The sequence below is a fragment of the Candidatus Sordicultor fermentans genome (assembly GCF_012728195.1).
GTDB classification, from domain to species: Bacteria; Atribacterota; Atribacteria; order Atribacterales; family Caldatribacteriaceae; genus Sordicultor; species Sordicultor fermentans.
Genome location: NZ_JAAYFP010000167.1, coordinates 1 through 2982, shown reverse-complemented (window position 1 = coordinate 2982; position 2982 = coordinate 1). Strand labels below are relative to the sequence as shown.

3 protein-coding genes are annotated in these 2982 nt (G+C 38.5%); all 3 read left to right on the top strand.

What is annotated here, in order from left to right:
• A partial coding sequence (gene whiA, locus GXZ17_RS08530) for a DNA-binding protein WhiA (RefSeq protein WP_409376866.1) occupies window positions 1-208 on the top strand: 208 nt, incomplete at its 5' end.
• 312 nt (window positions 209-520) lie between these two features.
• Window positions 521-1570 (top strand): LacI family DNA-binding transcriptional regulator, encoded by a 1050-nt coding sequence (locus GXZ17_RS08525; RefSeq protein WP_409376865.1) that lies wholly within the window; start codon window positions 521-523, stop codon window positions 1568-1570.
• 29 nt (window positions 1571-1599) lie between these two features.
• A partial coding sequence (locus GXZ17_RS08520) for a hypothetical protein (protein WP_409376864.1) occupies window positions 1600-2982 on the top strand: 1383 nt, incomplete at its 3' end.

Genomic DNA, 2982 nt, shown 5'->3' with positions numbered 1-2982 from the left:
CTCTTCCTTGCGTCAGCGCCAGAAGCTTCAGGAAATTAACCTGGACTCTTTACCTCCTCGCCTTCAGGAAGTCGCCCGCCTGCGATTAGAACATCCTTATGCTTCTCTTAGGGAAATAGGAGACCTTTGCTCTCCTCCTCTTTCTAAATCCGGAGTTTATCATCGCCTGCGAGAGATTGAAAAAATAGCAGAAGAGCAGGGAAAATGATAGAACTCAGAAGCTATTTGAATAGATAAGACAAAGCTTTCCCAAAAAACTCTGGAAGTGACATTGTTACAGGAGAACTCCACATATAGCCTCGCGCATCTTGACAAAAATTAAATCTTATTATACTGTGTAACCGATAACATGTAATCGCTAACAAATAAAAATCTAACAAATAAATTTATATAAGGGGTCTTGACAAAAATTAAATCTTATTATACTGTGTAACCGATAACATGTAATCGCTAACAAATAAAAATCTAGTATATAGATTATGAAAGTGGTTGAAAAGCAATGGATAAGAGGAATAACGAGATGTCTAAAAAACGAGCTACATTAATCGATGTAGCTAAACTTTCCGGCTTATCTACCGGAACTGTTTCAAGAGTTCTCAATGGTCATCCTTCGGTGAGTGATGAAGCTCGAAAAAAAGTTGAAGATGCCATTAAAAAATTAAATTATGTTCCTCTTTCAACTGCTCGGAGTTTAGCTAAAGGGGTATCCAACGTAATTATGTTGTCGATGATTGAAGAAAATCCTATTCTTCCTTCTACCTGGCGATATGAGCTTCCTGTGATTCAAGGTATCTATGATTGTCTGAGAGATACTCCTTACAATCTTCAAGTCGGCATTGGTTTTGTTGAAGAAGCACAAAAATCAAAATTTTTTGAAAATCTTCTTAAAGATAAATATATAGATGGGCTTTTAATTCTTGGTTCCTGGCCTATTGACCACAGATCTTTAATCTATTTGGAAGAAAGAAATATTCCTTATGTGCTAATTGGGTGTAGATCTTCAGTTCCAACCCGGGCGGAGGTTAATTTTGATAATCATGGAGCAGTAGTTGAGGTCATTGAATATCTTGTTCAGCTTGGTCACACGAAATTTGCATTGATTGGTGGACTTAAAGAACAGCTTCATATGGTCGATCGAGCTAAGGGATTTAGAGATGCATTGTTAGCAAGAGATTTAAAAGTTTATCCAAATCTAATTAAATTTGGGGATTACCAGATAGATAGCGGATATCGATTAATGCTCGAGTTATTAGAAGAAGACCCAAGACCAACAGCTATTATTTGTGGAAATGATCTCATGGCTGCTGGCGCGATTAAAGCTATACACGATAAAGGCTACAAGATTCCCAGTGATTTTTCAGTGGTTGGATTTGATGATAGTGAAATATCAAAGGTGGTTGATCCTCCCTTAACTACCATTAAGGCTCCAACGTTTGAAATGGGTAATTTAGCGGTAGAAAAATTATGTTCTATGATTCAGCAAAAAGACATGGAATTGGAAGAAATTGCTATTCTTCCTTGTGAGTTAATTATTCGGTCTTCAACAGGAGAATGTAATCAAAAAAATTAAATTTTAATAATCAATAAGGAGGTTCATGGATGGGTAAAGTAGTAGAAAAAGAATTAGAATATCTTCCTTTAAGTGATAAGATTGATTACGATTCTGCACCAACGCTCGATGAAGCAATTTATCAGCAAAGAATACAATCGCTGCTTAAAATGGCTTTATCTCAAGGCTATACTCATTTAATCATTTATGGTGATCGAGAACACTATTCGAATATTCATTTTCTAACCGGATTTGACCCCCGTTTTGAGGAAGCCCTTCTTATCTTGTCTGGTGAACAAGAACCTACTATTGTGGTTGGGAATGAAGGATTGGATTATTCAGCTATTATTCCCTTTGAAATTCAGAAGGTTTTATTTCAAAGCTTTAGCTTGGTGGGGCAACCTAGAGGACAGAGCAAGTCATTAGACGAGATTTTCCGGGATGCCGGGATTAAGAAAAACAGCAAAATAGGTATCATTGGCTGGAAGTATTTTTCTCCAATTGAGCGTACAGATCCTTCGCAAACTTTTGAAGTTCCTCACTATATTATTCAGGAACTATCAAACATAGTAGGCTGGGAAAATGTACGAAATACTTCCGATTTTATGATTCACCCTGATTATGGTCTACGTATATCTCTCGATGTAGAAGAGCTCATTTTCCATGAAATATCTGGCACTAAAACTTCGCAGAGAGTTTTGCAAACCATTAAAAATCTCCGGGTTGGTGAGAGTGAAATCGAAGCTTCTCGCCACCTTGCTATAGATGGTGATCCTCTGAGTGTACACCCCAATGTCAATTTTGGGTTAGAAAATGTGCTTCCTGGATTAAAAAGTCCAACCTATAAGAAAAAGTTAGAACTTGGGGAAGTTGTCACGGTTGGTATGGGGTACCGTTACGCTCTGGTTGCTCGAACCGGTTTGTTTGTTCGAAATAAGGAAGAGATACCGCTGACGATGGAAGGAATAGTTGAAAATTTTTACATCCCTTATTTCAACGCTTTATGTAGTTGGTATGAGTCTCTTCACCTTGGGGTGACTGGTAACGAGGTATTCCAGGCAGTCAGGGATTCGATAGGAGACTTGAAAAAATTTGGTATTGGTTTGAATCCCGGTCATCTCATTCATACTGAAGAATGGACCAACAGCATCTTTTTCGAAGGGTCACCTCACAAGGTGAAATCGGGAATGGCTCTTCAGGGTGATATCATCGCTTTTCCTGGTGAGCCCTATGGTGGAGTTCATGTGGAAGATGGTGTATTTATCGCTGATGAAGCAACCCGAGAAGCGATCCGGGTTCAATATCCAGACTCATGGAAGCGAATCGAAAAACGACGGCAATTCATGAAAGATGTTTTAGGCATCAATATTGCTGATGAGGTAATGCCTACCTCTGATATTCAGGCGATGTTGTTTCCCTACATGGGGAATACT